The organism is Levilactobacillus tongjiangensis, assembly GCF_003946345.1.
Taxonomy (GTDB): domain Bacteria; phylum Bacillota; class Bacilli; order Lactobacillales; family Lactobacillaceae; genus Levilactobacillus; species Levilactobacillus tongjiangensis.
Map to the genome: position 1 here is coordinate 1 of NZ_RHNY01000014.1, position 26,004 is coordinate 26,004.

Here is a 26,004-nt window from a genome sequence, read left to right on the forward strand (position 1 = left end):
GGGGCAGTGTGCCCCTTTTATTATACAAAAAATTGGTGTTGATAGATTTCTCTATCAACACCAAATATCATAGAACCGCCTTTTGTCGCACGTTTCAAAGCGCAAAAAGGGTCTGAGACTTCTGTCCCAGACCCTTCCTACGTTTACTCGGTAAGTTTAACTGATACCCATAATGCCGACGCCACCGACGCCCATGCCAACGATAGCAAAGCAGATCCCGATAATAATGACCCACTTGTGAGTGGTTTCGGTTTTAGCTTTGTGGGCCTGGCTCATCAGAAAGATGCCAACGGCAAGTAGAAAAATACCATTAATGATGTATTGATAGTAGCTCATGACTAATTCCTCCTAAGTCGTTCGTTGTTGTGGTTAGTTGGATGTTCGCGAGGGTTAGGGTGATGTAGCAATTATTCTCGCTCGGCGTCTTCGGCTAATTCCAGCCAAATGGTGAGCGGTGAAGGGATGTAGTCTGGCCAAGCCTCCATCTTTTTGGCGCAGCGGGAGAGTAATGTGCTCTGCCCATCTACAGCTAAGTCTTCGAAAACACTTAACGCCTGCGCGTTGTCCTCAAGGTCGGCCATCAACGTGGGAACGTTGTGCCGCCATTCTTCGACCAAGTCCTGGTAGATGACGATGCGCCGGGCCTGGCTGATTGTGTATTCGACACCCTCATCGTGAAGGTGCTTAACAAATCGATCGTACTCATTGAAGACGGCCAGCTGGGCCCGTTGCCAATCTGTTTTTTCAAATTCTTTTTCTTTCATCTTCGTCGACCTCTTTGTTTCGTTAGAATAACAGCTTAGTGCTTGGATAAATCTTGAACGTTATCGATTAAGAAATCGTATCATTTATTAGTATATCATTTTCATCGTCAATAGTAAGCGGATTCTTGACAGAAAAACGGGTGGTTAGGGCCCGGCAACTTAAAACGAGGCTAGGAATTTTCTCCTAACCTCGTTTTAAAATTCATGACATTATTTTTCCCAACCACACAATTTGTAATGATGTTGCTTGGCCCACTTAAGCGAGACGCGTTTTAATTTTTTGGCATGATTCAGGCCCCGACAGTGCTTGTCGTAGTGGTACTTCTTTCCGTGATTCGGTGCAATCCAGATTTTCTGCGTTTTGGCTTCTGCAGTGGTGGTTGGTGCGGCCAGTGGTTGGGCGGCGCCACCCAATGTAAAGGTGATGGCCAGTAACATGGCGGCTTTGCGTAGTGTTTTCATAAGGCTCCTCCTAGGAATAAGTCAGCTTTTTACGTCATCGGGTTTTGGACGACTGGCGCTTAGCTAGCTTGACTATAGCCAGTGCTGTAGTCAATTTTGTAGCCAGATTCAACGTTAAAAATGTAGACGTTGAAATGGATGGCATTGGAGCCAACAGACTGGGCCCGCATCTGAACGCCTCGGGCGACTAGTTCTTGCCCCTTGAAAATGGGAGTCACGGCGTAGCGGACGTAATTGTGACGACTCTGCTTGAGGTAGGTGGCGACATCCATTTCATTGTGCAACATGGCGGGATTGTTGAGCGACCGGGTCCCAGTCATTAGGTTCTTCAGATTATTGTTTTGACCCGTAAACTGATAGCCGATTAGATGACTTCGATTGTAAAGCCAGCCATGACTCGTACGTTTGTTATGCCAACCAGTTGGATCGACCGTCAGGGGCTCGCGCTTAGCAGTGGGCATGAGGGATTGGTTCAAGAGGGCTTCGGCTCCGGTAACGCGGTTCAGATTATCCAATTGGTGGTACGTTTGCCAAGCGCCCGACTTGGTGGCTAGTTGTTTTTTACTGAAACCAGGATCATTTTGATTGATTGTAATTTCTTGTTCTCCCTGGTAGGTGCGGTCAGCCAATTTTTGCTTAGTGGTTGTTTTCTTTTTGGTTGGCGTCTTTGATGGCTTTTGGGTAGTTTTCCTGGTGGCTTGCCGGTGATCTAACTTTACTTGGACAGCGTCTAAACGCTTCTTTTCTGCCGAGTTGGCTTTTTCCAGTTTGACGGCCTGCTTTTCGGGCGTGTGGTTATAAACGGTCTTGGTCTTGGCGGCATCACTCGAACTTGAGCAGCCACCCAACCCGAGCAGCAAAAGACTAAGAGCAATCCATAGAAACTGTTTTTTCTTCATTAGCGTAGCGCCTTTCTATAACCGCCTGCCTGAGCCGCCGCTTCCGACTTGAAGTAGACGGCGTTGGCACTGTTCATATGGTAACCAGCTTGATCAGGAGTATGGTAGATTTTCGAATTTTTGTTGCCAACGATGGTCCCAGCCTTGTCAGTTTCCAAGTCACCCTTAGGTTTGGATCGACTAGTCTGTGTGGCATGACTGGTGGCGGTGTTGCTGGCCGCAGCCTTGGATGCTGCTCGGCGACTAGCCTGAGCAACACTGCTAGCTTTGTCAGCTTTGGCAGTAGAGGCGGCGGATGCCGCTTCTTTAGAAGAACTATCGGCTTCATTCAGGGCTAAAATGGCAGTGGCCTGTTTACTAGAAGAGGCTGCCAACTTGCGTGATTCTGCTTTGGCCTTGGCTAAACGGTGTGTGCCGATGGCAATGGTCTTCGTTTTGGGCGCAGGTTTAGCCGTGGCCAAACTCCCCAGTGCTCCAAAGACTAGCAGACAAGCAAAAATGCTTCCCAGAATTTTACGTTTACGAGGCCCCTTGAAGGCCCAATAGGTTGCGGCACCCCATAGAAGCAGCCAAAATACGGTAAAGATAACAATCACTCCCCTTATTGTGTACGCCCCGACAATCCCCGGTTTAGTGTGACTTAGTTAAAAGTAGTGAAGGGGCTTCTCTAAGCTTATGGGTTTTAGCCGTAGATTTCAACGAAAAAAAGAATAATTTCTTAAAGATTGGGAGACTGAACAAAAAAAGCCGATACTTTTGCGTACCGGTCTTCAATACCAATAAAATTGGGGCAACTACCGGTTCATGGGGAGCCATTTTTGCCGCTGGCTCGGACCATCTTAGTTTTAGAGCAGCAAAGAAGGGTTGAGAAAAATTCTCAACCCTTCTTCTACTAATTTTATTTCGTTGAAACGTGAGCCACTAATTATTTTTGCTGATCATCATGTTTGAGTAGCGTCACGATTTCTTTTAAGTATTTTTCTTCATTGGTTGGTTCTGGTTCCGTCGGTTCGTCATCCGCCTTGGCAGGGGCAACCTTGTTTAAAACCTTGACTAGGATGAAGACGACGAAAGCGATGATCAGAAAGTTAATGATGGCATTGATAAATGCGCCATATTTAAAATGGGCATCCCCAACGGTGAAGACCAGGTTGGAGAAGTCAATACTACCAACGAATAGGCCAATGAGGGGATTAATCAGGTTATTGACCAAGGAATTAACGATAGCTGTGAATGCAGCCCCAACGATAACCCCAACAGCTAGATCCATGACATTGCCGCGAGCAATGAACTCTTTGAACTCCTTTAACAAAATAAACGTCCTCCCATATGAAATTTTCTTTAACTTCCATTCTTAACGATTCCGGGTGAAATTGCAACAGAAATGCTGGGGCTAGTTTTTCAAGTTATCCAGCGAATTGGGCGGAAATTGCGTAGCAGCTATGTTATAATGTAAGTGGTTTCACAAACGATAACGGATAGCTGAAAGTTGGTTTCAGAGGTCGCATAAAAGTCTTGGCAGCGTGGACTTTTTGCTTGCAATCCTCGCCGAAATCAACTATTATCAATTATTGATACATTTTAATGGGTTTGGGCAACCGAAGAGGCCTTAAAATGTTTTGAGAACCGAGTAGATTGTCATTTAGGAGGTGATTACCATGCTGAGTCGAACCAAGGAGTTTTTACGGCAACATAACTATCGTTACGAAAAGTCGTATATTCGGCCACTGATGGCGCCAGAGAGCGTCTACGTCTTTAAATTCGGTCAAGATTCGCTCAATAACCGGGTAATCATTCGTTATGGTCACACCTGGACCGGGCGTCAGCGAATCAACGAGATTGATTTGCGACTGCACAAGCAAAAGCATCCACGGGTGTTTCAAAATGAAGCGGATATGTTAGACTATTTAGAAGTCAACTTGGCGAAGCGTGAACAACACAATGCCAAACATCCCAACGATGCCGAGAAAGTCTAAGGCTGTTCCATCAATTATTTAATGTTTAGCGGTGAGCTGGTGACAATGTTTGGTTGTTACCAGCTCTTTTTTTAATATTTTTTAAAATTATAGGAGGAAATCTATCCATGCAATGGACCGAAGTCAGCGTTTTGACGACTAACGAGGCCGTTGAAGCGGTCAGCAATATCTTACAGGAAGCCGGGGCTAGTGGCGTTAAAATCGACGACGCTCTAGACTTTGCTAACCTCAAGCCAGGCAAATACGGCGAAATTGTCGACTTAACGACGATTCCGCACAGAACGACCGGTGCTGAGATTACGGCGTACTATCCAGAGACAGTGTTCGTTCCAGAAATTTTGCCAACTATTCGGCAACGCGTTCAGGAACTCGCTAAGTTTGGATTGGACGCAACACCAGGAAAAGTCACGAGTCAGGCTGTTGATGATGAAAGCTGGGCGACAGCTTGGCAAAAATACTACCATCCAGTCCGGGTGACCCGGTACCTGACGGTCAGTTCCAGCTGGGAAAACTATCAACCAGTTCAGGACGGCGAACACGTTATTCGTTTGGACCCAGGGATGGCGTTTGGGACGGGGGCCCATCCAACGACGCGGCTATCCATGACAGCGTTAGAGATGGTCGTCCGTGGTGGTGAATCCATGTACGACGTTGGAACCGGTTCTGGTGTCCTGAGTATTGCCGCCAAATACATGGGTGTCGACAAGATTACGGCCTTTGATTTAGATGATGTTGCCGTGCGTTCAGCTAAGACTAATTTAGACTTGAATCCGGTGGCTAAGGACATTATTGCGAAGCCCAACGACCTTTTAAAGGGGATTCATCAGCCAGTTGATTTGGTGGTGGCCAATATTTTGGCGGAAATCATTTTGCCATTGATTCCACAAGCCTGGGAAAACCTCAATGAAGGGGGCTACTTCCTGACATCTGGTATCATTGCTGACAAACTGGATGAAGTGGTAGCTGCCCAGGTCAAGCAAGGGTTTATTATTGATAATGTATTACAAATGAAGGATTGGCGTGGCGTCATTGCCCACAAACCGACGGAGGATGAATAGGCATGCAACGGTATTTTCTTGAAGATGCCCATCAAGATCAGGATGTTTTAACATTACCAACGGATATTGCGCATCACTGGGTCACCGTGCTGCGAGCACAGACGGGCGCCGTCGCGGAGTTTGTTGACCAGACGGCTCACTTGTTCCATGGTGAGTTGCAGACGCTGACAGAAGACAAAGCGACAGTCAAATTGACGGCTGTGGCGACACCACCAGTGGAGTTGCCCGTGACGGTCACGATTGCCTGTGGCTTACCCAAGCAGGAGAAAGCTGAGTGGATCACGCAGAAAGCCACTGAACTAGGCGTTGATCACATTATTTTCTTCGGTGGTGACTGGTCGGTGGCTAAGTGGCAACCCAACAAAGTGGCCAAAAAGTTAGCTCGCTTAACCAAAATCGCGCATGGTGCGGCTGAACAGTCACACCGGTTGCGGCGACCGATGCTGAGCTACGCGTCTGACCTGCGGGCGGTATTTCAAGCAGCACCGACAGACGTCCGGTTATTGGCCTACGAAGAATCGGCCAAACAGGGTGAACAAAGTGCGCTGAATCAGCAGTTACAGGCGTTAAAACCGAAGCAAAGTCTCCTAGCTATCTTTGGCCCCGAGGGCGGTATCAGTCCGGCTGAGGTCCAACTAGCACAGGAAAATCAGGCAATATTGGCGGGGTTAGGTCCCCGGATATTACGAACCGAGACGGCACCGTTATATTTGTTGTCAGCGGTTTCGGTGGTTATGGAACTACAGTAACCAAGACAACCAGGTGAAATCTCCCCTGAAACATGCTAAAATAGTTGCAATTATTAAGAGAGATGGGTGAGTTGGATGGCGTTTTTGGAACGCATTGGGTGGCGGTATTGGGTCGTTGCCTTAATTATGGGATTGGGGTTACCAGCATTAGCGATGGGAATTGGTTTGAGTCCCGTCTGGCGATTTGGGGGTCTGCTGGTCATCATCAATGGCTGTTTAGCCATCGTGCTGGGGCGCGGTATCTATCGGCGCACACAACCGGGCTGGTGGTTATTGATTTGGCCCGTAATCTATTTGTTGGGAGCCGTTTGGTTTCTACCAAAGTACACACGGTATTTTGCGATTGTTTATCTTTGTCTGTCCTATCTCGCATACGGACTGACGCAAAACAAGATTGAAAAGGAATCATAATTTAAAAAACTAAGGGTGGTGGCGTCCAATGACCAAAGAACGCGTCTGGACGGCTGATGAAGTAATTGCCAGAGTCAATGAATATATGAATGCAGAACACGTTGAAATGGTGGTGCAAGCCTGTCATTTTGCGACGATTGCCCACAAGGATCAACACCGCCAGTCTGGCGAGCCTTATATTATGCATCCAATTCAGGTTGCGGGTATTCTGGCAGACTTGAATATGGACCCAGAAACGGTTTCCGCAGGTTTTCTCCACGATATTGTTGAGGATACGGGGGCCACTCTGAGTGATGTTCGAGAACTTTTTGGCGACGACGTGGCTTTGATCGTTGATGGTGTCACAAAGCTTGGTAAGATCAAGTATAAGTCGAACAGGGAACAACTGGCTGAAAACCACCGGAAATTGTTGCTCGCAATGTCCAAGGACATTCGGGTCATGATCGTGAAGCTGGCTGACCGGCTGCACAACATGCGGACCCTGGAGCATTTACGTCCTGACAAGCAACGGCGAATTGCCAATGAAACTTTGGAAATTTACGCACCATTGGCTGATCGGTTAGGGATTAGCACCATCAAGTGGGAACTGGAAGATATTTCGCTGCGGTACCTAAATCCACAGCAATACTACCGCATTGTCCACCTGATGAATTCTCGGCGTGATCAACGAGAAGAATACATTGCGGCGGCCATCAAGGTCATTCAGGAGTCGATCAGTGACTTGAAGATCACGCCTGATATTTACGGTCGACCTAAGCATATTTACTCCGTTTATCGGAAAATGAAGGATCAACACAAACAATTCAGTCAAATTTACGATCTCCTGGCTATCCGGGTAATCGTCGATACCATTAAGGATTGTTATGCTGTGTTGGGCGCCATTCACTCACAGTGGAAGCCAATGCCCGGTCGGTTCAAGGACTACATCGCGATGCCTAAGGCCAACATGTACCAATCCTTGCATACCACGGTTATTGGTCCAGAAGGTAAGCCACTTGAAGTTCAGATTCGGACCAAGGAAATGCACGCGGTCGCTGAATACGGGGTCGCTGCGCACTGGGCTTACAAGGAAGGTGTCAAGGACAAGGTTCAAGAGACCAATTCTGGTGACAAGCTGAACCTGTTCAAACACATTATTGAGTTGCAGGAAGATACCGATGACGCGTCTGATTTCATGGACAGTGTTAAAGGTGAACTCTTTGGTGACCACGTTTACGCGTTCACGCCAAAGGGCGATGTCTTGGAACTGCCCAAGGGTGCTGGGCCACTTGATATGGCTTATGCAATTCACACCGAGGTTGGTCACCATACTACTGGGGCGACTATCAACGGAAAAATTGTGCCGTTGAACTACGAAATTAAGAACGGGGACATCGTGGATATTCGGACGTCCTCCAGTTCAGCGGGACCAAGTCGTGACTGGATGAAACTGGTTTCCACGCGGCGCGCACGCAATAAAATTAAGCAATTCTTCCGGCAGACTGACCGGGAGCAGAACATTGTGGCTGGTCAAGAAACCATTGAGCGTACGATTCGTGAGCTGGGTTATGATCCGAAGCAGTTAATGACCAAAGAAAACATGGATAAGGTCACAGCTAAGCTTCATTATCAACACGGGGATGATCTGCTGGCCGCCGTAGGTTTTGGTGATATTCAACCACGGGGGGTCGCTAACCGGTTGACTGATGGTATCCGCCAAGCCGAAGAGGTTAAGCGGCGGCGTCAGGAAGAAAAGGAATTACTGGAAGAACACCAGACGATCAAAAATGATGCTGATACGGATAAAAAAGTTCGTAAGGACAAGGATAAAGACTCCGATGGTGTGGTTATTGAGGGTGTTGATAACTTGCTCATTCGGCTGAGTCATTGTTGTTCACCGGTCCCTGGGGATGATATTGTTGGTTATATTACCAAAGGCCGGGGAGTTTCCGTTCACCGGACGGATTGCCCGAACGTGAAGAACGCCGAGGACAATGGTGAACGAATCGTGGCAGTTCGCTGGGGGAATATGGCTGGCGATAAGACCAATTACAATGCCGATATCGAAGTTCAGGGCTATAACCGTAATGGGTTGTTGAATGATGTCTTACGAACGATCAACAACAATACCAAGTATCTCACCTCCATCAATGGGAAGGTTGACCACAATAAGATGGCCACGATTTCTGTGAGTCTGGGTACGCGGAGCACCTTGGAATTGCAACGGATTTTGGATAACATTAAGAACATTGCGGACGTTTACGTCGTTAAGCGGGCGTTCCACTAGAAGGGCGGTTGACGATGCGAATTCTATTACAACGGGTCAGTGAGGCTCAGGTTGCCATTGACGGTGACGTTCATGGTGCCATTCAACAAGGCTTTTTATTGTTAGTCGGGGCCGAAGACAGTGATACAAGTGAACAAGTAGATTATTTGGTGCATAAGATCAGTAAACTGCGAGTCTTTGAAGATGAAGCAGGGAAGATGAATCTAAGCATTTCAGATGTGGGTGGGAGTGTGCTCTCCGTCTCCCAGTTCACCTTGTATGCGAATACTAAGAAGGGCAACCGACCGAGCTTCGTTGCGGCGGGTGACCCTAAGCACGCCAACCAAATGTATGAAGAATTCAATCAAAAATTGTCAGCAACCGGTTTGACCGTTGAGACGGGAGTCTTTGGTGCGGATATGCAGGTGTCTCTAATCAACGATGGCCCGGTCACGATTTGGTTCGATACTGATCAGCCTTAGGTTTTAGTTGTCAATTTAACGGATAAACCCAAAGGGGCGAGACGTTGGTCTCACCCCTTTTTGTAGGCTACAACTCGCCAGTGACGGCCCGAGACGGTGTCTGCTGTGGGGACGTTTCAGCCAAAGGGCGGGCTTCTCGCTCGGTTTGAAGCCACGAACATGTGTCTTCAAAGCCGCCCATGACCTAAGCTAGCTAAAAAACGCTAGCTAACGTCATTTTCACAGCTAGCACCATTTCTGGCCGCCACTGGCTTAGATTGTCCCCACCTGCGAGAAGCGTAACGGGCAACAGAATTGATTTTTGTATTTATAAGTATAATGTCGTGCATAACACGTCAACGGCGTCAGTGGTATTTAATAATTTTCATAATCCAAGGAGGAACTTAGCTTGCGGTATCAACAAATATTTTGGGACTTTGATGGCACGTTGGTCGATACGTATCCGGGGATGGTGGCGGCCTTTCATCAGGCCTTGGTTGCCTGTCGGGTCAATGATTTTGAAATTGACGACGATGATGTCTATCGAACTATGCGGCAACATAGTTTGGGGACAGCTCTGCAACGCTTCTCTGCGGAGTACCAGTTGGATCAGGATCGATTGGCCAAAATTTATCAGCGTAAAGTAGCGCCAATGCTTTCGTCTGCACAACCGTTTAAGGGGGCAGCCACTATTTTAGCGAGTATCGTTGCGGCTGGTGGGCGTAATTTTTTGCTAACTCACCGGGATGCCCAGGCTTTAAACCGATTGGATGAGTTAAACCTAAAACAATATTTTACGGGTTTTGTAACGGCTTCTGATAATTATCCTCGTAAGCCAGATCCAACGAGTCTACAAGCGCTGTGTCGGCAATTTGATGCCGATCCACAGTTAGCATTAATGGTGGGTGACCGCACGTTAGATGTCACAGCGGGCCACCGGGCTGGCATGGCCGGCGCGTTATTTGATCTAGACCATTTAATTGTGGCAGATAGCCAACCGGAGTTTCGGACAGCGGAATTGGCCGAACTACAGGCTTGGTTATTGGCATAGAAAAAATCCTCACAAACAGCTATTAAAAGCGGTTTGTGAGGATTTTTTGATAGTTTATAAAGAGTATCCACAAGTTTTGATACTGGTAAGTTAGCGTGAATTGGTTGAATTTCAAAAATCAGGGAACGTAGCCATCTACGATTGTGTTTTAGCACGTTCAATATTTAAGTTATTATACGCATCCATTTACGGGACTAATTGATACCACGGATTAGTTGAGTTGGTTGCATACTGTGTAAGCCGAGAGGTCGCCAGATATGGGCTCAGGCGCGTCGTTCTGCTTAGTTAGTAGGCGGGTTTCCTGCTGGCTTAGCAGAACGACCAAGCTTGGAGACTCGGGTCTTTCGAGGCTTCAAGTTGTGTCCGCACCGTTCCAGCCCATATCTGGCGGCCGGCAAGGCGAACGACCACACTATGCAGGTCAGGAGCAGAATAATCAACCGCGAGCTAAGATTTCGTTGACGGCGCCGCCATAAGTCTCACCGAACAGGTTGAGGTGAGCCAAGAGATAATACAGTTGGTAGTGTGGCAGCCGTTCGGCGTAGCCCTCGGCCAATGGGTAGAGTTCCTGGTAGCCCCGGTAAAAGTCCGCCGAGAAGCCACCGAAAATCGTCGTCATTGCAAGGTCAAATTCACGGTCCCCGTACAAGACGTCGGGATCAATTAGGGTTGGTGTCCCGTCAGCCGTGAATAGGTAATTACCGGACCATAGATCACCGTGCAGGAGCGAAGGCACAATCTCTCGGTCCTGATTCTCCACGATGATATTTTGACGAACCCGGTCGTACGCTGTCTGCCGCTGTGGATTCCAGAGCTGATGTTGCTTCGCTCGGTCAACTAATGGGTCGAGGCGTTGGTTGAGATAAAATGTCGACCAGTCCGCTTGCCAATGATTACTTTTTGGTAACTTGGCTACCAGATTATCCTGATCAAAGCCAAACTGCTTAGCGGTCACGTGATGCACGCGAGCCACCATTTGTCCTAGGGCGTACTGACTGCCGTGACCAGTTGCTAAAAATTCTAAAATTAAATAGGCATCGCCGTTGATGACGCCATTAGCAATGACGTCGGGAACGTTGGCGGCTTGGCTTAACGCCCGTAATCCCGCAATCTCGTGGGCGTAAAACGAAGCAGGAGTTTGGGGCTGAACCAATAAAAAGTAAGGGCCCTCCGGTGAATCAAGCTGAAAGGCCTCGTTGATGTCACCACCACTGACGGGGGTGGCCGTCAATGGTTGGGGCAACGGTAATTGCTTGAGCCAATTCTGTGCAAGTGTCACGAGAATTCCTTCTTTCTAAATAAGTTGGTGAAAATTGAGTTAACCGGCTGCTGAAAAATACTTGCTGAGTCCAGCGACAACGCGATTGGCTACCTGTTCTTGGTATTGGGCACTACTGATATTGCTGAAATCCTTCTTGGTATTGATATAACCCATTTCCAACAGGAGAGCAGGGCGACTGTTATCACGAATAACTTCAAAGTTGCCGTACTTCACGCCGCGATTGGTGAGTGGTAAGTCGTTCATTTGGTTGTTTACGTCGGTTGCCAACTCATAGGATGAATTCCGATGGTAATAGTAGGTGGTGGTGCCAGACCCAAGATTGTCCGAAGGGGCGGAGTCGAAGTGAAAACTGATAAAGGCACTGGCATCGTCGGTATTGGCCAGTGCTGGTCGATCAGCCAGACTGACGGTCTTATCGGTTGACCGTGTCATGATGACGTGCGTTCCCCGGGCCCGGAGCTTCTTAGCAACACGATTGGCTAACTCGAGTGTATAGGTCTTCTCCTCATGCTTCTGACCAATGGAGAGGGCCCCCGAGTCGCTACCGCCGTGACCAGGGTCGAGGACGATGGTTGCTTCAGACAAGTTAGTGACCCGTTTAAGACTTCCGGGATGATCGACCAACCAGCTGGCCACCCAACCGAAATGATTTTGACTATCTCGAACGTGGTACCAATTATCTTTTTCGCCTAAAATTGTTAAGCGGGTATTTTTTTTGACCTTGTGAGTGACCTTATAGGTCAGTCCCGGACCGTCCCGTAGGTTAAGATTGGTGAGGGTCGCGGTGACGGAATTATGGTGGGTGAAAGCTAGCAACAAACCGCTAGCCACCAAGAGAATGGCGAGACTGGTAATCAGTCCCGTCCAGTTTTTAGGTTTAAAGTGCATACTGTGTCTCCTTATTCAAATTAGGTTTCATTATACCACGATTACTTTCAGTACCTGAAGATTCTGTGAGAAAGGGGGTTGACTTTTCAGGAGATTTTAATTATGCTTAACGAGAATTAAATATTTGCCAGTGAGAGAGACCAGTAGGAGAAATCACGTTTGTAGAGAGACCGTGTTGATGGGAACGGTTAACGGTGTGACTCCGAAGACACTTTTGAGGCTAATGACGCTAGTCGTCATTCGTTTGCAACGTTATCCTGCAGAGAATATAAAAGGTGGTACCGTGCATACTTTGCGCCCTTGTCAAAAGACAGGGGCGCTTTTTATTTTCTACAGGCGCAGAAAGGGAGAATGCTCATGCGTTACCAACGACCAAAGGGCACGGCGGACATTTTACCAGGAGATTCAGAAACTTGGCAGTTCGTCGAAGCTACTGCGCGCCAGTTGTTTGCTAACTACCGCTTCGCTGAGATTCGAACACCAATGTTCGAAAACTTCGAAGTCTTCTCACGGACGTCTGGAGATACTTCAGACATCGTGACCAAGGAAATGTACGACTTTAAAGATAAAGGCGATCGGCATTTGTCTTTACGGCCAGAAGGAACTGCCGGCGTGGTTCGGGCATTTGTTGAAAACAAATTGTACGGGCCTGAAACCACGAAACCCTACAAGGTCTACTACATGGGACCAATGTTTCGGTATGAGCGTCCGCAATCAGGACGGCAACGTCAATTCCATCAAATCGGGGTCGAAGCTTTTGGTAGCGATGCTCCGGAATTAGACGTTGAAGTAATTGCCTTAGGCATGAACTTGTTGTCGAAGTTAGGGTTGACGCATTTACGTTTAGCCCTGAACACACTCGGTGACAAAGCGTCCCGTGATGCTTACCGGCAAGCCTTGATTGACTTTCTCGAACCGCATTTTGACGAATTAAGTGAAGACTCGAAGGTCCGGTTACACAAGAACCCACTACGGGTACTTGATAGTAAGGATCAACACGATCAAGAGATCGTGGCTGATGCCCCTTCAATCCTCGATTTCTTAACGCCAGAAGCAACGGCTCACTTTGAACGGGTCAAGGCTAGCTTGGACACTCTGGGAATCGACTACGATGTTGATGCCACGATGGTTCGGGGATTGGATTACTACAATCACACCATTTTCGAAATCATGGCAGACTCACCTGCATTGGGTGAGGGTTACACGACCGTCTTAGCAGGTGGCCGGTACAACGGACTGGTTGAGGAATTGGGTGGACCTGAGATGCCCGGTGTTGGGTTTGGATTAGGAGTTGAACGATTGGTTCTGCTGATGCAAGCAGAAAAGGTTGCCATTCCTGATGTGAATTCGTTAGACGTTTACGTGGTTGGAATTGGTGACGAAACGTCGCTTGAAACACTCAAGTTAGTTCAAGCGATTCGTCGTGCAGGATTGTCTGCCGACCGTGACTACCTGGCTCGTAAGCCTAAAGCACAGTTCAAAACTGCTAACCGCCTGTCGGCAGCCTATACACTGACCATTGGGAATCAAGAATTAGCCAATCAAACGGCTAACTTGAAATCAATGGCCACGGGTGAAGAGGTTAGCGTACCATTAGCCGACATTTATACAAGTTTTCAGGATGTCGTAAATACCCATTTTGCGACAAAATAAAAAAAGGTAAGAGGGGATTACAATGGAACAGAACTTGAAACGAACCACTTATGCTGGATTGGTTGATGAAAAATATCTCGACCAAACAGTTGTATTGAAGGGTTGGGTACAAAAGCGCCGTGACCTCGGGAACTTGATCTTTATTGATTTACGTGACCGTGAAGGAATTGTCCAATTAGTATTCAGTGATGAATATGGCAAGGATGCTTTGGCTGTAGCTGATCAACTACGGAGTGAGTACGTCATTGAAATCCAAGGGACTGTCGTTGCCCGTTCTGCCAAGGAAATCAATCCTGACATGAAGACTGGGAAAGTTGAAGTTCGGGTTACCGGCATCAACCTGTTGAACAAGGCCAAGACGCCGCCATTCTACATTCAAGATGGTATCAACGTTTCCGACGAAGTCCGGTTGAAGTACCGTTACTTAGACTTACGTCGTCCAGAAATGCAAAAGGCTATCAGACTACGTAGTCGGATTCTTCATTCCGTACATAGTTACTTCGATAACAATGGCTTCATTGATATCGAAACGCCTAACCTGACCAAGTCAACGCCTGAAGGTGCTCGGGACTACTTAGTTCCTTCACGGATTTACCCTGGTCACTTCTATGCATTACCTCAATCACCACAATTATTTAAGCAATTATTGATGGGTTCCGGCTTTGACCGTTACTACCAAATCGCGCGTTGCTTCCGTGACGAAGACTTGCGTGGTGACCGTCAACCAGAATTTACCCAAATTGACGTTGAAACGTCATTCTTAACTTCTGCAGAAATCCAAGACATGACCGAAGGCTTGATCAAGAAGGTTATGAAGGATGCTCTGGGCGTTGACGTGAAGTTACCATTCGAACGTCTCGACTGGGACGACTCCATGGCTCGCTTCGGTACCGACCAGCCCGATGTTCGGTTTGGGATGGAACTGAAGGACTTGACCGACATCATGGGCAAGTCAGAATTCAAGGTCTTTGCTGATGCCGCTGCCGATGGCCAAGTTAAAGCAATTGCCGTACCTGGTGGTGCTGACAAGTACAGCCGTAAAGAAATCGACAAGTATGAACAATACATCGAACGTTTCGGTGCTAAGGGCTTAGCTTGGATGAAGGTTACGGATGATGGTTACAGCGGTCCAATCGCTAAGTTCTTCAACGAAGGCGACTGGTTCAAGCGAATCAACGAAAAGACTGGTGCCAAGAGCGGTGACTTGTTACTCTTCGTTGCTGACTCCAAGCGGGTCGTTGCTGCTTCCCTTGGATACTTGCGTAAGGCAATTGCCAAGGAACAAGGTATGATTGATGAAAACAAGTGGGCCTTCTTATGGGTTGTTAACTGGCCATTGTTTGAATACGATGTTGACGCTAAGCGTTGGGTTCCAGCCCATCACCCATTCACGGCACCTGCTATTGGTGACGAACACTTCTTGGATGAAGGCGAAGACCCAACTCAAGCCTACGCACAAAGCTATGACATTATCTTAAACGGTTTGGAATTAGGTGGGGGTTCAATCCGGATCCACTCACATGAACTGCAAATGAAGATGTTGAGAGCCTTAGGCTTTACGCCAGAACGTGCCGACAAGCAATTTGGGTTCTTACTAAATGCCTTGGATTACGGTTTCCCACCTCATGGTGGTATCGCCATTGGGTTGGACCGTTTCGTTCGGCTCTTAGCAAAGCGTGAAAACATTCGTGATGTTATCGCGTTCCCTAAGAACTCTAAGGCAACGGAACCAATGACCAAGGCACCAAGTGAAGTTAGCGAAGAACAATTAGGCGAACTTTACTTAAGAGTTGCTGACCCTGAGAAAACGAAGGAATAAGTTAGCTCTTTAAAATAGCCATGGTCGAAACGTCTTAGCACGGTTCGACGTTGGTAAAAGAAGATTCGTAACAGACCTTAATTCTGTGAAATTAAGGGTGTTATGAATCTTTTTTTATGGCATTTGTCAGAATTGACAGCGTCATTCGGGTCTTGACGGCACTTGAAAAAAGCCGTTTAATAGAATCATTAGAAAATGGAGTGATTATGATGAGTGAAATTGAAACGGCAACGTTTGCGGGCGGTTGTTTTTGGTGCATGGTCCGACCCTTTGACACGTTCCCCGGAATCAAAAAAGTTTTGTCGGGATACAGTGGTGGTACGGTAACTGATCCGACCTATGAGCAGGTTAAGGCCCAACATACGGGACACACTGAAGCGGTTAAGATCTGGTTTGACCCCGCGGTGGTTAGCTACCGGCAGTTGGTTGATTTATATTGGCAACAAACGGACCCGACCGATGATGGTGGCCAGTTTCAAGACCGGGGCTCGAACTACCGACCAGTGATCTTCGTGAACAGTGCGGCCCAGTTGGCAGTGGCTCAGGAATCCCGGGCGGCCTTGCAGGCGCGTGAACAGTTTAGCAAGCCCATCGTGACAAAAATTCAAGTGGTTCAACCGTTCTTTGTGGCTGAGGAACGACACCAGCAGTTTTACCGGAAGCAGCCGGAGCGCTTCGCCCAGGAAGAGGCTGGCGGTCGAGCAGCGTTTGTTGCTGCCAATTGGTCACAGGACTAGCAATCGGGAATGAGATTAATTGCGGGGGTTTTCGATCTTCGGTAATCATTTGGTCTAAAGATTAAAAGTCGCTAAGAGCCCGCGGGTTGGCGTGGCCGTCAGGCTAATAAAATGCTATACTAGGCCGAGCAAAGCGTCTACTAAGGAAAATGTTTCGTGTGTGTGATGGCTGTAATTGGTCTAAGCGATACGGGACATCAAAAAATAAGTGAGGTCTGTTTTTAAATCATGGATGATGTTCAGCAGTTGTTAAAACGACACACATATATGGCAAAGTTTTCGGTTGCCTTCTTCTATGGGGTGTTGGTCTCCATTGCGGTGAACTTTTTTTGGACACCGGGTCATATCTATTCTTCCGGGGTTACCGGGCTGGCACAGTTGGTCAACACGTTAACTGCCGGGCTAGGGGCCTTTCACATCAATACTGGGTTAGGGCTGTTTCTGATTAACATCCCCATGTTTTTCCTGGCATGGAAACAAATTGGTAAGTCCTTCACAGTCTTTACGTTTATCTGTGTGCTCTTCGCGTCGGTCATGATTCGGGTGATTCAGCCCATTCATTTGACTAGTGATCCGATTATTTGTGCGATTTTTGGGGGCGCCGTCAACGGGTTTGGGACCGGTTTTGCCTTGAAGAATGGGATTTCTACCGGTGGTTTGGATATTATTGGCATCGTCTTACGGCGCAAAACTGGCCGGAGCATGGGGACCATCAACATTGCGTTCAATAGTCTGATTGTGTTGAGTGCCGGGTTTGTTTATGGCTGGCCTTACGCACTGTATTCTGCGCTGGGACTGTTCGTCAACGCTAAGGTGATCGACATGACCTTCACCCGTCAACAACGAATGCAGGTCATGATCATTACCGATCGGCCTAAAACAGTGATTGATAGCATTCAAAATCATCTTCGACGAGGTATTACCATTGTCCACGGGGCCGAAGGGGCCTACCATCATGATGAAAAGACGATTCTATTTACGGTCATCACCCGTTACGAGATGGATGAACTGGAAGCAGCCATGACAGAGGCTGATCCGAAGGCGTTTGTCAGCATTTCGGACACGGTGAAGATCTTAGGACATTTCTACGAGCCAAAATGGTGATTTTTTCACCGATCGACTGGTCTTCCACGCGGAGGCTGGTCGATTTTTTTTAAAAGTAGCTAAAGGTTGAAAGTTCGGAAACCATTGTCAAACCAAGACTAGTAAAGTGCTATAGACTTAAAATTAGTCTTACCCAGCCACCTGCGGCAGTCAGAGATTACGCCTGCTGTGGGGAACGCCTGCGGCCTAAGCAGCGGTCCTCCGGCTCGGTTTGAAGCCTGGAAAAACCACCAGTCTTCAAACACGTCCCACGGTGTAAGCCGAAAATCGGCTAACACCGTCGACACAGCTGGCGCCACCTCTGACCGCCTCCGGTTAAACAGCTTCTTGGAAACTATGCTAGCTTAAATGTTGGAATGGACATCACTTACTCAGTACTTTTAGCGCGTCACTAGGTAGCCGAGAGTGAGCCAAATTTGGACTCAGACGTGGGATTTTTAAGTGATTTTCTTGAAAATGGCGACTTGAAGATGTGCATTGCGGCTTCAAGCGAGGGGTAAGACCGCCTTTTGGCTTGTCCCGTCCTTCCCGCCGCGTCCCAGTCCAAATTTGGCGAACGGTAAGGCGGTAATTTTTCGCTATGTCTGGCTAAACATCAATGCCCAATCCTAGTTGTATCAGTTATAGTGGATGTTTCAGTACTTTCAACCTTTTGGAAGTAATAGAAGGTTGGAATCTTTTAAAGGCAGATAAGCTGGTGATTTTTCCAGGTTACAGCATGGGCGACTTTGAAGACACGGGTTTTTCGTGGCTTCAAATCGAGCGAGAAGCCCGTTCTTAGGCTGAAGCGTCCCCACAGCAGGCGGAATTCCTGGCCGCTGGAGTAGGACCACTTTAGAAGAGGTTGGCGGTGGCTACAGCTGTTAACTGGAAATATTTCCAAAGAAATTGAGGTCGAATCCTTAAAGGTTCTTAAAAATCCCTAGGTTCACAGGGTAGATGTGGTATAATTCTCGATGTTATGGGCAGCGAAAATAAGTGATATTGGTGATTAACGTGAAAGAGATTTATTTATGGTTGATCCGGCTAATGTCGTTTCTGAGTGCGGGCCGTCGGCAAACCGATGTGGTCTACTTAATGAGTTTTACGGACAATTTGCCGTTCATTAAGGCACTCGCGGCGGCACTTCCCGCCGGACAACGGTTGGTAGTCTATTATCGGCCGGAACACGAGGCCTCGGCAACCAACTTGGCCGCGGTGGGCATCGTCACGCGACCGTTACGGGATAACCTGCAATTTGTTGTGAAGGGTATTCCCCAGATTATGCGAGCGCGAGTCCTGTTTTGCGATAATTACTACGCCTTCTTGGGGGGCTTGAGGCACCCCAAAGGCATGCGTATCGTACAGGTCTGGCACGCCGCTGGTGCCATTAAGCGGTTTGGGTGGGATGATCCCACGACCGCCGAACGGTCAAAGAGTGACCAACGGCGCTTCCAAGCGGTTTATGATCAATTTGATGAGTTCGTGGTGGGCTCTGCCGCCATGGGTGAGGTGTTTGCTCGGAGTTACCGGGTAGCTCCTGACCGCATGCAAGAACTTGGGTATCCGCGGTCCGATCGGCTGCAAGACGCTGGTTGGATCACGCGTACCAGGGCGCGGGTAGCCCGGTTGGCACCGGAGCTAGTTGGCCACCGAGTAATCTTGTATGCGCCAACGTACCGCGAGGGCGTCACGTTCACGCCACCAGCGGGGTTGGGTGTGGCTTTGGCTGCTGATCCGGACTCACGTGTGGTCGTCAAACTACACCCGGCTTTACGCGCTAAGGCGACCGCATTGCAGCATGAACTGGGCGATCAGGTGGTAGTGGCTCAGCACCTGAGTACAACGGATCTATTGACCGTGGCGGACACGCTTGTTACGGATTATTCGTCCGTTGCTTTTGACTACAGCTTATTGCCAAACGCTCACAGCTTGTTATTTTTCCTGTATGACTTGAAAGAATATACGCGTAATCCGGGGGTGCAGGCGGATTTGCAAGACTGGTTACCGGGCCCCGAGTTACGGACCTGTGAGCAGCTAGCTACGGCGATTCGTGCGGATCGACAGACAGATTTAACTGAATTTAATCTTCATTGGAATAGTGCTAACGACGGTGCGGCCACGCAACGTGTGATTGACCGCTACGTGGCACTATTATCCGATTAAACTAAAGGAGTGCAGTGCCTTGAAAGAGGTCATGACCTTATTTAAAGAACAGATTTCAAGTATCGGGATTATTTTTCGGATTTCTCGTTACGAGGATCAAGCAAGTTACCAAAGCCATTACTTAGGTTTAGCTTGGGAATACTTATACCCCCTGATTCAAATCGGGATTTACTGGTTAGTCTTCGGTGTTGGGTTGAAACATGGTCAACCATTGAACGGGGTGGGATATCTGCCTTGGATGGTGATTGGGATTACCCCCTGGTTCTTCATGAACCGGGCGACGTTGGATGCGTCTAAGAGTATCTATCAACGGGTCAACATGGTTGCCAAGATGAAGTTTCCAGTCTCAGCGCTGCCCACGATTAAAGTGGTCAGCAACCTCAGTTCTTTCTGGACGATGATGGTTTTCTCCATCTTTATCGGTTTGCTGAACGGGGTCTATCCACAAGTTTCTTGGTTACAGTGGATCTATTACTTCTTCGCCATGATTTGTTTGTTAGTGGCGTTAGGGGTGTTGAACTCTTGTATCAGTGTCCTGGTTCGTGACTACCACATCCTGTTACAATCCGTGATGCGGATGTTATTCTACGTATCTGGTGTGCTGTTTAACTTTGTGACCACGTCTTTCCCAGCACCATTCGTGCACTTATTAGAATTAAACCCGTACTATTACATTGTTAACGGGTTCCGGGAATCCTTCATTGGGACTGGTTGGTTCTGGCAGCATCCAATGTTGACGCTAGAATTTTGGTCCTTCGTTTTCTTCGTACTGTTGATTGGGTCACACTTGCACTACAAGTTCCGATCACGGTTCGTTGACTTAATTTAATTGAAAGGGGCAACCTCAAATGGCTAAAGGTTTACAAGGTATCATTCGGTCATTGAAGCTTGTTGCTCGCTGTGGGCTCATCGTATTGAACGATGGGCTTATTTGTTTACCAATCAAACGGCAACAAGTCATCTTTGAAAGTTTCAATGGGAAGGACGTCAATGACAATCCGGCCGCAATTTATCGTGAACTGGTGCGAGAAAATCCCGCGTACGCACAGACGGCGTATTTTAGTGTGAAGCCCAGTGAATATGCGAGCCTACACGCTAAGTATCCTGAGATTAAGTTGGTCAAGCGTTTTACACCGGGTTGGGTCGCACTGATGGCCCGGGCGGAATTCTGGGTATTGAATTCACGGTTACCCAACTGGTGGCATAAAAACCGGCGGACCACGACGATTCAGACTTGGCACGGAACGCCCTTGAAAAAGTTGGGCGCCGACATCGAGCACGTCGCAATTCCTGGAACCACTACAGCAGCTTACCATCAAGAATTTGTGACGGCGGCGCAACGGTGGGATTACCTCATTGCGCCTAATCAATACTCACAAGATATTTTTAAATCGGCTTTTGGGTTTCGCAACCACTCTTTGGCAATCGGCTATCCTCGTAACGACGTGCTATACGCGACCAGTGACCAACAAATCACGGCGATAAAGGCAGCACTTCTCGGGCCAGTTACTGGGCCAGTGGTCACCTACGCACCAACCTGGCGTGATGACATGGCGGTTCGGCCGGGCGTCTATCAGTTTGACCTGCCATTTGACCTGGGTGAGTTCTTTCAACACGTGCCCACGGGGACGCACCTGGTCATTCGGCCCCATTACCTGGTAAAGGATGCCATTGATATTCGTGGGTTTGAGGACCGAGTCACGGTACTGGCGGACACGGACATTGCGCAACTGTACTTGATTTCGGATCTGCTGATTACGGATTACTCGTCAGTCATGTTTGACTTCGCTAATTTAAAACGGCCAGAGTTGTTCTTTGCCTATGACTTGGAACATTATCGTGATCAGCTCCGAGGGTTTTACTTTGATTATGAAAAAGAAATTCCGGGACCACTGGTGACGACGGCGACCGCCTTTTATCAGCGACTAGATGATTGGGCAATGGCTGGTGAGTTTACGGGATTTGCGGACCGTCAAGCCGCCTTCTATCACAAGTTCTGTGAGTGGGAGGACGGAACCGCCAGTCGACAGGTGGCGCAGGTTATTCTTCACGGGAGGGATGCAGAGTAATGGCAGAATTTTTAATCGGGTCACACGTTAGTATGAAGGGTAAGGACATGTTGTTGGGCTCAGCTCAAGAGGCGGCCAGTTTCGGTGAAAATGTCTTCATGGTTTATACCGGGGCACCTCAAAACACACGGCGCAAACCCATTGAAGAACTGAACATTGAAGCAGGTAAGGCGTTCATGGTGGATCACCAACAACGGGCGGTCGTGGTCCACGCGCCTTACGTGGTCAACTTAGGCAATACGACCAAGCCGCAAAATTACGGCTTTGCTGTAGAATTTTTAACAGCTGAGGTCGAACGAGCAGCTGCCATTGGTGCCACTCAAATTGTCCTGCATCCAGGGGCCCACGTAGGTGCCGGCGCCGACGTAGCCATTGCACAAATTGCGAAGGGGCTTGATGAAATTCTTGGTGCAGCCAAGGAACCCGTCCAGATCGCCTTGGAAACTATGGCTGGCAAGGGAACTGAGGTTGGCCGCACCTTTGAGGAGTTAGCGGCCATTATGGACGCTACGGCGGCCAATGACCGGTTGTCAGTTTGCTTTGACACCTGTCATACTAGTGATGCTGGGTACGACATTGCTGGTGATTTTGACGGGGTTTTGCGGGAGTTTGACCAGGTCATTGGGTTGGACAAGCTGAAGGTGATTCACCTGAACGATTCCAAGAACCCTCAGGGGAGCCACAAGGACCGCCACACCAACATTGGATTGGGAACACTGGGGTTTGACGTGTTGAATGGCGTGGCCCATCATCCCCAATTGACGGCAGTACCGAAGATCATGGAGACGCCTGTGATTGGACCAGACCGCAAGCATGGGGTCAATCCTCATGGTTATGAGGTTGCCATGCTAAAGGCCCAGCGGTTTAATCCGGATTTAGAAGCGGATGTTTTAGCTGAGAAGCCGGTCGATGCATTTTTAACGCGGTAGTAATGTAGGATAAATGATTCATTTTTTTCGTAGGAGTAGGAAAAGTAGGGAGAGAAATTTAAGATGAAAAAAGGTGTCGATGCGCCATTAGTGCCAATCGTGTTTTTACTAGTTGGTATCGTGGGGACGGTGGTGGCAGTTACTTCTGGGGAGTGGACTAACTACCTTTTTCCACTGGCTCTGTTCTTGTTTGCGGGTATGTATTTGTATACGTCGTTGTGGGGAAAATATAGGCTTATCAAGCGAGTAGTTGCAGAAATGCAGCTTGGTGGTCATGAGCGGGTACTGGATCTGGGGACAGGTCATGGGGCTTTTCTATTGGAGATTGCCCAACGGTTAAGTGTTCCGGGAAGCGTGATTGGTTTAGACATTTGGAAACGGGGCGACCAATCAGGCAACGCAATGGCGGAGACGCAGCAGAATATTGATCAAGCTGGTGTTAGCGACGTCAGTGAGTTGGTGACCGGAGATATGACTCGCCTGCCTTTCGAGGATAATTATTTTGATGAAGTTGTGGCGAGTCTCTCGATTCATAACGTGAAACCCAAGGCTAGTCGCCAACAAGCGATTGCTGAGGCCTACCGAGTTCTGAAGCCAGACGGCCACCTGGTGATTTTGGATATTGAACACGTCAACGAATATCGGAATCAATTGGGTCAACTTGGTGTGAGGGCAGTTAGTGTCCGACATGCTGGCCTCGATGGTATGTACGCGTTGCTGAGTACGCGAGTCTTAGTCGCTAAGAAGTAAGTTAGCGCCGGGATGCATCGGTTCTAATTGAGTAGTGATAGCAAAAAAAGGAAAAACGTTTGTGACTAGTTTCGGTCACAAACGTTTTTCCTTTTTAGAAGGCTAATCGGCTAAAGGATGAGGTATCAAGTCATAATCCACACTTTCCATAATTAGTGTGGCAGTTTCTTCAATCGACTTGTTTGAGACGTCGATTACTAGGCACCCAATCTTCTTGTAGATTTTCTGAGCGTAGTCCAACTCTTCACTGATCTTCTTAGTATCGGAGTAGGCACTGTCCGCAGGTAGGCCGTAAGACAACATCCGTTCCTGACGAATCTTTCTGAGTGATTCCGGCTTGTTGGTCAGACCGAAAATTCGTTTGGGGTCGACCTGCCACAGTTCGTCTGGAAGCTGCGTAGTAGGACCTAACGGCAGGTTGGCGACCCGTAAGTTCCGGTTGGCCAGGAACAGAGACAACGGTGTCTTAGACGTCCGTGAAACCCCGAGAATGACGATGTCAGCCTTAAGAAGACCAGTGGGGTCCTTACCGTCATCGTAGGTCACGGCGAACTCCATGGCGGCTATACGGTCGAAATACGTATCATTCAGGTTGTGGACCAGTCCGGGGACGCCCTCGGGTTCCAAATTGGTGGCCTGACGCATCACGGCCATGGCTGGTTGAATGCAATCAAATTGTTGTAGTTGATTGGCGGCAGCAAATTCACGGACGTGCTTGCTGAGTTTGGCATTGACCAGAGTGTGGAAAATCATGGCCCGCTGCTTCTTAGCGAGGTTGAGGATACCATCGAGAATCGAGTCCGTCTGAATGAACGGGAAGCGTTGATAGCTAGCTTTAATCGTGGGAAACTGGGAGATAGCAGTTTGCGCAACGGTCAGGGCCGTTTCACCTGAAGAATCGGAAACGATGAAGATATTTATCTGTGGCATGGCGAGCAACTCCTCTAAACGTTTTCTTCTAGTTTAACCCGTCTACGAAATCGGTTCAAATTTTATTGCCAGCGTTATTGACGCGGTTTGGCTGTTTATGTATAATAGTTAAGAACCGTTACGCCGGTGGAGAGATTCCAACCGACGTTATTACTTGTGCTCGGAGGGAGGGAATTTTATATGGCAAAGACAGTCGTTCGCAAAAACGAGTCTTTTGACGACGCTCTTCGGCGCTTCAAACGTACGGTTTCCCGTAGCGGTACTTTACAAGAATACCGTAAACGTGAATTTTACGAAAAACCAAGTGTGAAGAAAAAGTTAAAATCAGAAGCTGCGCGTAAGCGTAAAGCCAAGAAGAAGCGTTTCTAATAGCTCTTTTTGCAAGTTAACGAAAAAGCCTCAAGGTCTTCGGACCCTGAGGCTTTTTCGTTGCCATTTTAGTGATTCTTGGGCAGTTAGTTAATCGTTACCAGAAATAATTTTATAAACAAGTTGCGAATATATATGCAGAACTAATCCGCGTTAGTTAACACAACTTTACCGATCATTCGGTTAGTTTCCACCAGGGCGTGAGCGGTTCGCATGTTGGCCGCATTGATGGGCGTCAATGTTTTGTTGAGAGTGGAGACTAAGGTACCGGCGTCTAGCAGTTGGGCGACGCGCTCCAAAATTTGGTGCTGACTGATCATGTCCGGGGTCTCAAAGTAGGACTTGGTGTACATCCATTCCCAGGCGAAGGTCGCACGTTTGGTTTTCAACGCCTGCAGGTCGAGTGGGCTTTTGGTCTTTCCCGTGATGGAGACAATGGTGCCACTGGGCCGAATCAGCGACACGATTTCTGACCAGTGTTGGTTCAAGTTACTCAGTTCCAGAATGTAATCCACGGTTGGGTAGCCTAAGGCTTGGACTTGAGCAACCAAGTCTTGGCGATGATTGACGACCGCATTCGCACCGTGAGCCTTGGTCCAGGCAATGGTTTCGGGACGTGAGGCGGTTGCAATGACCGTCAGTCCGGCTAAATGAGCCAACTGGGTGGCCATGGAGCCTACGCCACCCGCACCGTTGATCACCAACAAAGTCTTACCGGCGTTGGCCTGGGGGGCGTCGAAATTCAGGTGCATTTGTTCAAATAGGGCTTCCCACGCCGTCAATGAAGTCAGTGGGACGGCTGCAATTTCCGCGGGGGTCAAATGTGTGGGGGCATGGCCGACGATTCGTTCGTCCACGAGGTGGTACTCACTGTCCGTCCCTGGCCGTTTAAACGAACCAGCGTAAAAGACCCGATCACCTGGTTCAAAGAGGCTGACCGCCGAGCCAACCGCCTCTACGGTGCCATACGCATCCCAACCAATGACCTTTGGTTGGTCGAGCGGGTCCGTGGTGCCCCGCCGAACACTGGTGTCCACGGGATTGACGGACGTCGCAATGATTTTGACCAAGATATCGTGGCCAATGGGCATTGGCTTGGGTTCAAAAAATTCGATGAAACTTTTTTCATCTGTAAGTGGCAGGTTCTGGGTGAACCCGATGGCCCGCATGTCTGACATAACAAAACTTCCTTTCGGTTTGACTGAGGGGTGAAAGTGACGCCATTTTGTTGATTTAAGCTAATCTTGGGCAAT

Annotated in this window: 26 protein-coding genes and 1 pseudogene; 17 read left to right on the forward strand and 10 right to left on the reverse strand. The window is 48.4% G+C overall.

The genetic code is table 11. The features are described from left to right. Positions 1-156 precede the first annotated feature (156 nt). The 6 genes and pseudogenes from EKM75_RS08995 to mscL all read right to left on the reverse strand — a co-directional run bounded on the left by EKM75_RS08995 (position 157) and on the right by mscL (position 3,437). On the reverse strand, positions 157-336 hold the full coding sequence (locus EKM75_RS08995; RefSeq protein WP_125681149.1) for a hypothetical protein: 180 nt from the start codon (positions 334-336) through the stop codon (positions 157-159). A gap of 71 nt (positions 337-407) precedes the next feature. Next, the gene (locus EKM75_RS09000) at positions 408-764 is read right to left on the reverse strand and encodes a hypothetical protein (protein WP_125681151.1); all 357 of its coding nucleotides are present in this window, start codon (positions 762-764) and stop codon (positions 408-410) included. 210 nt (positions 765-974) lie between these two features. Next, entirely contained in the window at positions 975-1,226 is a 252-nt protein-coding gene (locus EKM75_RS09005; RefSeq protein ID WP_125693914.1) for a hypothetical protein, read from the reverse strand. 59 nt (positions 1,227-1,285) lie between these two features. After that, entirely contained in the window at positions 1,286-2,125 is an 840-nt protein-coding gene (locus EKM75_RS09010; RefSeq protein WP_125693916.1) for a DNA/RNA non-specific endonuclease, read from the reverse strand. After that, positions 2,125-2,289: pseudogene (locus EKM75_RS13135) on the reverse strand (sunset domain-containing protein); the annotation flags it as partial. The gene EKM75_RS09010 and the pseudogene EKM75_RS13135, both read right to left, overlap by 1 nt. A gap of 761 nt (positions 2,290-3,050) precedes the next feature. Next, entirely contained in the window at positions 3,051-3,437 is a 387-nt protein-coding gene (gene mscL, locus EKM75_RS09020) for a large-conductance mechanosensitive channel protein MscL (protein ID WP_125693920.1), read from the reverse strand. 346 nt (positions 3,438-3,783) lie between these two features. On the opposite strand from mscL, the gene EKM75_RS09025 reads away from it, so the two are divergent. The 7 genes from EKM75_RS09025 (at position 3,784) to EKM75_RS09055 (ending at position 10,076) form a co-directional block, all read left to right on the forward strand. Further along, positions 3,784-4,101: a hypothetical protein gene (locus EKM75_RS09025; RefSeq protein ID WP_125693922.1), complete on the forward strand. Its 318-nt coding sequence runs from the start codon at positions 3,784-3,786 to the stop codon at positions 4,099-4,101. 107 nt (positions 4,102-4,208) lie between these two features. Then, on the forward strand, positions 4,209-5,159 hold the full coding sequence (prmA, locus tag EKM75_RS09030) for a 50S ribosomal protein L11 methyltransferase (RefSeq protein ID WP_125693924.1): 951 nt from the start codon (positions 4,209-4,211) through the stop codon (positions 5,157-5,159). Positions 5,160-5,161: 2 nt separating this feature from the next. Further along, positions 5,162-5,908, forward strand: a complete 747-nt coding sequence (locus EKM75_RS09035) for a 16S rRNA (uracil(1498)-N(3))-methyltransferase (protein WP_125693926.1) — start codon at positions 5,162-5,164, stop codon at positions 5,906-5,908. Positions 5,909-5,983: 75 nt separating this feature from the next. After that, a complete protein-coding gene (locus EKM75_RS09040) occupies positions 5,984-6,319 on the forward strand; it encodes a hypothetical protein (RefSeq protein ID WP_125693928.1) in 336 nt (111 codons plus the stop codon). 28 nt (positions 6,320-6,347) lie between these two features. Continuing rightward, positions 6,348-8,585 carry a RelA/SpoT family protein gene (locus tag EKM75_RS09045; protein WP_125693930.1) on the forward strand — a complete coding sequence of 746 codons (2,238 nt, stop codon included), beginning with the start codon at positions 6,348-6,350 and terminating at the stop codon, positions 8,583-8,585. A gap of 14 nt (positions 8,586-8,599) precedes the next feature. Further along, positions 8,600-9,046 (forward strand): D-aminoacyl-tRNA deacylase, encoded by a 447-nt coding sequence (gene dtd / locus EKM75_RS09050; RefSeq protein WP_125693932.1) that lies wholly within the window; start codon positions 8,600-8,602, stop codon positions 9,044-9,046. Positions 9,047-9,434: 388 nt separating this feature from the next. Further along, positions 9,435-10,076 (forward strand): HAD-IA family hydrolase, encoded by a 642-nt coding sequence (locus EKM75_RS09055; protein WP_125693934.1) that lies wholly within the window; start codon positions 9,435-9,437, stop codon positions 10,074-10,076. Between the two features lie 436 nt (positions 10,077-10,512). On the opposite strand, the gene EKM75_RS09060 is transcribed toward EKM75_RS09055, so the two are convergent. Further along, entirely contained in the window at positions 10,513-11,355 is an 843-nt protein-coding gene (locus tag EKM75_RS09060; protein ID WP_125693936.1) for a fructosamine kinase family protein, read from the reverse strand. 39 nt (positions 11,356-11,394) lie between these two features. Then, the gene (locus EKM75_RS09065; RefSeq protein WP_125693938.1) at positions 11,395-12,246 is read right to left on the reverse strand and encodes an N-acetylmuramoyl-L-alanine amidase; all 852 of its coding nucleotides are present in this window, start codon (positions 12,244-12,246) and stop codon (positions 11,395-11,397) included. Between the two features lie 357 nt (positions 12,247-12,603). Between EKM75_RS09065 and hisS the strand changes: the two genes are divergently transcribed. From hisS to EKM75_RS09110, 9 genes are all read left to right on the forward strand, one after another. Continuing rightward, positions 12,604-13,899, forward strand: coding sequence for a histidine--tRNA ligase (gene hisS, locus EKM75_RS09070; protein WP_125693940.1), 1,296 nt, complete (start codon positions 12,604-12,606; stop codon positions 13,897-13,899). Positions 13,900-13,933: 34 nt separating this feature from the next. Then, positions 13,934-15,718: an aspartate--tRNA ligase gene (aspS, locus tag EKM75_RS09075; RefSeq protein ID WP_125694028.1), complete on the forward strand. Its 1,785-nt coding sequence runs from the start codon at positions 13,934-13,936 to the stop codon at positions 15,716-15,718. 209 nt (positions 15,719-15,927) lie between these two features. Continuing rightward, positions 15,928-16,455 (forward strand): peptide-methionine (S)-S-oxide reductase MsrA, encoded by a 528-nt coding sequence (gene msrA / locus EKM75_RS09080; protein ID WP_125693942.1) that lies wholly within the window; start codon positions 15,928-15,930, stop codon positions 16,453-16,455. A 228-nt stretch (positions 16,456-16,683) separates the two neighbouring features. Beyond that, the gene (locus tag EKM75_RS09085) at positions 16,684-17,559 is read left to right on the forward strand and encodes a YitT family protein (RefSeq protein ID WP_125693944.1); all 876 of its coding nucleotides are present in this window, start codon (positions 16,684-16,686) and stop codon (positions 17,557-17,559) included. A gap of 996 nt (positions 17,560-18,555) precedes the next feature. After that, entirely contained in the window at positions 18,556-19,704 is a 1,149-nt protein-coding gene (locus tag EKM75_RS09090) for a CDP-glycerol glycerophosphotransferase family protein (RefSeq protein WP_225426693.1), read from the forward strand. 19 nt (positions 19,705-19,723) lie between these two features. Beyond that, positions 19,724-20,533, forward strand: a complete 810-nt coding sequence (locus EKM75_RS09095) for an ABC transporter permease (RefSeq protein ID WP_125681186.1) — start codon at positions 19,724-19,726, stop codon at positions 20,531-20,533. Positions 20,534-20,552: 19 nt separating this feature from the next. Beyond that, the gene (locus EKM75_RS09100) at positions 20,553-21,773 is read left to right on the forward strand and encodes a CDP-glycerol glycerophosphotransferase family protein (protein WP_125693946.1); all 1,221 of its coding nucleotides are present in this window, start codon (positions 20,553-20,555) and stop codon (positions 21,771-21,773) included. Next, entirely contained in the window at positions 21,773-22,702 is a 930-nt protein-coding gene (locus EKM75_RS09105) for a deoxyribonuclease IV (protein WP_125693948.1), read from the forward strand. The genes EKM75_RS09100 and EKM75_RS09105 overlap by 1 nt, the downstream gene beginning before the upstream one ends. 63 nt (positions 22,703-22,765) lie before the next feature. Beyond that, positions 22,766-23,452 (forward strand): class I SAM-dependent methyltransferase, encoded by a 687-nt coding sequence (locus EKM75_RS09110; RefSeq protein WP_125693950.1) that lies wholly within the window; start codon positions 22,766-22,768, stop codon positions 23,450-23,452. 102 nt (positions 23,453-23,554) lie between these two features. Here EKM75_RS09110 and EKM75_RS09115 read toward each other — a convergent pair whose 3' ends face one another. Beyond that, a complete protein-coding gene (locus EKM75_RS09115; protein ID WP_125693952.1) occupies positions 23,555-24,382 on the reverse strand; it encodes a pyruvate, water dikinase regulatory protein in 828 nt (275 codons plus the stop codon). 180 nt (positions 24,383-24,562) lie between these two features. Between EKM75_RS09115 and rpsU the strand changes: the two genes are divergently transcribed. Further along, on the forward strand, positions 24,563-24,751 hold the full coding sequence (rpsU, locus tag EKM75_RS09120) for a 30S ribosomal protein S21 (RefSeq protein WP_011667518.1): 189 nt from the start codon (positions 24,563-24,565) through the stop codon (positions 24,749-24,751). Positions 24,752-24,894: 143 nt separating this feature from the next. Here the strand turns inward: rpsU and EKM75_RS09125 are convergent, their stop codons facing one another. Next, positions 24,895-25,929, reverse strand: a complete 1,035-nt coding sequence (locus EKM75_RS09125; RefSeq protein ID WP_125693954.1) for a zinc-binding alcohol dehydrogenase family protein — start codon at positions 25,927-25,929, stop codon at positions 24,895-24,897. Between the last annotated feature and the right edge of the window lie 75 nt (positions 25,930-26,004).